This window comes from Rickettsia asembonensis (assembly GCF_000828125.2).
Lineage (GTDB): Bacteria > Pseudomonadota > Alphaproteobacteria > Rickettsiales > Rickettsiaceae > Rickettsia > Rickettsia asembonensis.
Map to the genome: position 1 here is coordinate 1 of NZ_JWSW01000048.1, position 4320 is coordinate 4320.

A 4320-nucleotide genomic window follows, 5' to 3' on the forward strand; every position below is an offset into this window, starting at 1 on the left:
TCAACACTCCCATTGTGCAAATACAGAATCATTACTTCGTATTATACAATCTATTCCGTCTTCAAAAGCAGAACCATTTAAACAATGGCTTGCTAAAGTCGGTTATGAGAGGATTCAAGAAATTTCTGATCCGGAAAAGTCAATTGATAGAGCAAGGGATAATTGGAAACGACACGGGCGTAGTGAGAAGTGGATTCAGCAACGTATGATGGGACAGAAAACACGAAATAAATTAACTGACTATTGGAAAAATCATGAAGTAACGAAAGAGAGTGAGTTTGCTATATTAACTAATATTATTCATCAAGAATGGACAGGTATAAGCATTAAAGAACACAAAAATATAAAGGGCTTAAAAAATCAAAATTTACGTGATCACATGAACGAAGCAGAATTAATTTTTACTGCTCTTGCTGAATTATCTACTCGTCAGGTAGCAGAAACTAATAATGCAACAGGCATGGAAGAAAATAAAATTGCAAGTAAAATAGGAGGAGGTATAGCTAAAAATGCTAAAACGGCCTTGGAAAATAAAACCGGTAAGAAAGTAATCTCAACAGAAAATTATTTACCGCCTAAACTTACAAAGTAAAAAAATTTGTTATAGATCGTGAGGCGTTATTGTGTGGATCGATTTTTCCGTCATTGCGAGGAAATTACGTAAGTAATTGACGAAGCAAGGAAAAAAATTCTGATTTACCGTGATGCTAAAGATAATAGAATATAGTATAGTAAAGAAGTAAGCGGTGATCAAGTTCATGCTGGAGAACACTGGAAGAAATTTATTTAAAAAGGTAAAGAACTTCATCATGAAGCAAATGTAGATATGGCTGGAAATGTTATGAAAAGTAATAAAGGAAAAGTTGGAAGAATAATAGATATGAATGATTTAATAGGAGTTCATAAATGATAAAATTAAAGAGAGAATGTTGCTGTGATATTATGGATTATTATGTTACTTCACCTCAAGAAGAACACGAATTAATAAGATATCATTCAGAAAAAAGAGAATACTATTACATGGGTATGATTATGGTTTAGAACAAGAAATATATTATTGTCCATGGTGTGGTTCAAAATTACCAGAATCTTTAGGAGATGAATGGTGTGAGGTAATAAAACAAGAATTCGGTTTAGAAGAAGTGTTTGCTGAAGAGTGGGAAAAGTTACCTGAGGAATATAAAACTGACGAATGGTGGAAGAAGCGAGGATTATATTATTTCTTCCAATCACGACGAACCAAGACCTATATATGATGTTACGACATCATCAAGAAGTATCGGTTATAATTATGGCATGAGGGGTGCAGGTTCGTTATCATTTACAGAATTTTTTAATTATTTTCTAGATTGCCACACAGCCTGCGGCTACTCGCAAGGCATTGTTGCGTGGACCGTAAAACCCACTGTGTCACCTAGTTCGCTTGCTAACTAGGTCCATAAAAATAATAAACAAATACTAATAATTTTAGTATTTTAACTGGATCCCGTGGTCAAGCCACGGGATGACAGAGGTGAAATTGATTCACGCAACAATGCCTGCTTGCAATGACAAGGTGGTATCCACGCAATAATGCTAGAAGCCAAGGATTGCATCAGTTTTGTGAAAAATACTCTCACTTTTGACAGAGGTTTCGTAGCGTTTTACTATTTCGGTTATGGTTCTATAGATAACTTCCAAAAAGTCAATTAAACTTTACTTCAGGTGGTAGCGACATTAATATTGCTTCAACATTTCCATCGGTCATTAAGCCAAATTTAGTACCGCGGTCATATAGCAAATTAAATTCTACATATCTACCCCGCCTTATAAGTTGGTATTCTTTCTGCTCAGTTGTCCAAGGTAAAAATAACTTACTTCTAACGATTTCAGGATATACCGACAATAAAGCCCTACCTACATCCTGCGTGAAGGCAAAATCCTGTTCAAAATTACCGCTATTTAAGTAATCGTAGAATATTCCGCCTACTCCTCTTGGCTCTTTTCGATGCTTCAGATAAAAATATTCGTCACATTGCTTTTTGAATTTAGGATAATAGCTAGAATCATATTTATCGCACGCTTCTTTAAAAGCTACATGAAACTTTGCAGTTTCGTTTTCTTTCGGATAAAAAGGTGTTAAATCGCCACCACCGCCAAACCAACTTTTAGAAGTTTCTATATAACGAGTATTAAAATGCATAGCAGGAATTAGCGGTGATTTAAGATGTGCTACTAATGAAATGCCTGTTGCAAAGAATTTCCCGTCTAGCTCTGCTCCTGGAATTTCACTACGGAATTCGGGAGAAAATTCACCGAATACGGTAGATATATTAACCCCGACTTTTTCAAATACTTCTCCTTTCATGAGAGACATAATACCACCACCACCGCCGTTACGTTGCCAGCTTGTACGTACAAACTTAGCCGGTTTTAAACCTTTTGTCTGTGCATATTCTTCTTCGATTTTTTCAAATTCTTTGCACAATAAATGACGTAAATTAGTAAACCAATTACTTGTTATTTCTTTATTTTCTATTTTCATAATTATTAAGCAACGATTTAATTACTTTCCTCATCATATACATAATCACTAAAAATACAGCAGCAATAATCATGATATAAAAAGCCGGAGCATAAAATAAGCCTGTATGTTCTACAAGCCAACGAGAAATAATAGGTGAAGTTCCGCCGAATATCGCTATCGCAAAATTGTAGCTGAAAGCAACACCGGTAAATCTTTGTTCTGCAGTAAATAAAGATATAACGAAAATATAAGCCGTACCAGCTATACTTCCTGCAAGCATACCAAGCATTGTAAGAGCTATAATTTGTTGCCACATCTCTTCTGCTGACATAAGTAACATGGTCGGTAAAATCAATATCAAAATAGCAGTACCAACAAGCATTGCCATTTTAAATTTTCCTATAATATCGGTAGTACCGCCAGCAAGCGGCATCGCTATCATTGCAATAAACGAACTATATGCCAAATATGATAAAGCAATAGTATTACTAAGATGCATAACATTATAATAGAAAACATTTATGTAAGTTTTTACTAAATACATAACACTGCTAGCGATAGCACCTATACACATAGTTAAAAACATCGATCTCCAAGCAGTTTTAATTACGTTGGAAAAAGGTGCTTTAAGAACTTGTTTCTTTTTCTCAAGCATTTTAAAAATCGGTGTTTCCGATACACGTAATCGCAAGTAAAATCCGGCGAGACCCATAAATCCACCAAGTAGGAAAGCAAAACGCCAAGCAAAATCTATATGAGAGAAATAACGCTCAATTATAATACCGATAAATGTTGCAATTAAAGTACCTGCAATATTTGAACCGTGAACTAAACCTGCCGTAAAACCCAGCCTTAAATTTTGACGATGTTCTAGGATAAAAATAGCTGCTCCCGTTCCTTCACCGCTAATACATAAACCTTGAATAAGCCGCATTATAACTAGAGTTATAGGGGCATAAATCCCAATACTTGCATATGAGGGTATGAGACCCATAATAAAGGTCGGAATAGTCATACCTAGCATCGAAATTATTAAAGCGATACGTCTACCGTATCTATCACCGATATAACCGAATAATATGCCTCCTATCGGTCTTGTCAGAAAGCCAACTGCAAATACTCCAAGGCTTAGAAGAATTCTAATGAATTCTGATTTGCCTGGAAAAAAAACTTGTCCAATAATCAGTGAAAAAACTGAATATACAGTAAAATCATAATATTCGAGTATATTACCTGAAATAGCAGATAAAAAAATGAACTTAGACCTATTCATCGGGCTTTAAATAACTTAATTACTAATTAGTTATTATAGACGAGTTACATCATTTATAAAGTGTAATTTATAATATTATAAAATAACCTTTATAATATTTAATTTTTTATATATTATTAATTACAATAAAATCATAAGCACATATGCAATATAAATATTTAATTGTCGGCATTTTAATTCTTGGGGTAGTAGAATATGCTTTCGTAACTATTTGCCTAATCTATCTTTATCTAATGATAAATATAAATCCATTGTAAATAATCTTGAAAAAGAACTAGCAGAGTGCGATAAAGCATTAGAATTAGAGTCTGATAATCTAGAAGTAAAAGCTCAAATACAAGCTATATTAGAAATGTAAAAGACTAAATAATAAGATCATAATTTATTATGACTATTATAACGTGCATATTAATTTGGTCATAACTATTATAATATACACGTTATAATGGTCAAGCACTTATAACTTAGTTATCCTCGAGTAGGAACTACCGGAATTCCTACTTTTGTAAGTTTAGCTCCTTTTGGAAGTGTCGAGAGATAA

At 33.7% G+C, this 4320-nt stretch carries 7 protein-coding genes; 5 read left to right on the top strand and 2 right to left on the bottom strand.

Annotation, left to right across the window (positions count from 1 at the left end):
• The 4 genes from SB78_RS11040 to SB78_RS09380 form a co-directional block, all read left to right on the top strand.
• The coding region (locus SB78_RS11040; protein ID WP_041079100.1) for a BRO-N domain-containing protein at positions 1-592 on the top strand (592 nt) is incomplete at its 5' end.
• A 314-nt stretch (positions 593-906) separates the two neighbouring features.
• Complete coding sequence (locus SB78_RS11555) at positions 907-1041, top strand: hypothetical protein (protein ID WP_277813971.1); 135 nt, start codon at positions 907-909, stop codon at positions 1039-1041.
• The gene (locus tag SB78_RS11985; protein WP_410524512.1) at positions 1011-1256 is read left to right on the top strand and encodes a DUF6980 family protein; all 246 of its coding nucleotides are present in this window, start codon (positions 1011-1013) and stop codon (positions 1254-1256) included. The genes SB78_RS11555 and SB78_RS11985 overlap by 31 nt, the downstream gene beginning before the upstream one ends.
• Positions 1147-1434: a hypothetical protein gene (locus SB78_RS09380; RefSeq protein ID WP_146625038.1), complete on the top strand. Its 288-nt coding sequence runs from the start codon at positions 1147-1149 to the stop codon at positions 1432-1434. Before SB78_RS11985 ends, SB78_RS09380 begins: the two co-directional genes overlap by 110 nt.
• Before the next feature lie 250 nt (positions 1435-1684).
• On the opposite strand, the gene hemF is transcribed toward SB78_RS09380, so the two are convergent.
• Both hemF and SB78_RS05195 read right to left on the bottom strand, forming a co-directional pair.
• The gene (gene hemF / locus SB78_RS05190) at positions 1685-2524 is read right to left on the bottom strand and encodes an oxygen-dependent coproporphyrinogen oxidase (protein WP_041079101.1); all 840 of its coding nucleotides are present in this window, start codon (positions 2522-2524) and stop codon (positions 1685-1687) included.
• Entirely contained in the window at positions 2508-3779 is a 1272-nt protein-coding gene (locus tag SB78_RS05195) for an MFS transporter (protein ID WP_041079102.1), read from the bottom strand. Before SB78_RS05195 ends, hemF begins: the two co-directional genes overlap by 17 nt.
• 211 nt (positions 3780-3990) lie before the next feature.
• On the opposite strand from SB78_RS05195, the gene SB78_RS09725 reads away from it, so the two are divergent.
• Positions 3991-4137 carry a hypothetical protein gene (locus SB78_RS09725; protein WP_158510108.1) on the top strand — a complete coding sequence of 49 codons (147 nt, stop codon included), beginning with the start codon at positions 3991-3993 and terminating at the stop codon, positions 4135-4137.
• The last annotated feature ends 183 nt before the right edge of the window (positions 4138-4320 follow it).

Coding starts and splice junctions, on each gene's coding strand:
- SB78_RS11555 (WP_277813971.1), top strand. CDS start 907: ATGATAAAATTAAAGAGAGAATGTTGCTGTGATATTATGGATTATTAT.
- hemF (WP_041079101.1), bottom strand. CDS start 2,524: ATGAAAATAGAAAATAAAGAAATAACAAGTAATTGGTTTACTAATTTA.
- SB78_RS05195 (WP_041079102.1), bottom strand. CDS start 3,779: ATGAATAGGTCTAAGTTCATTTTTTTATCTGCTATTTCAGGTAATATA.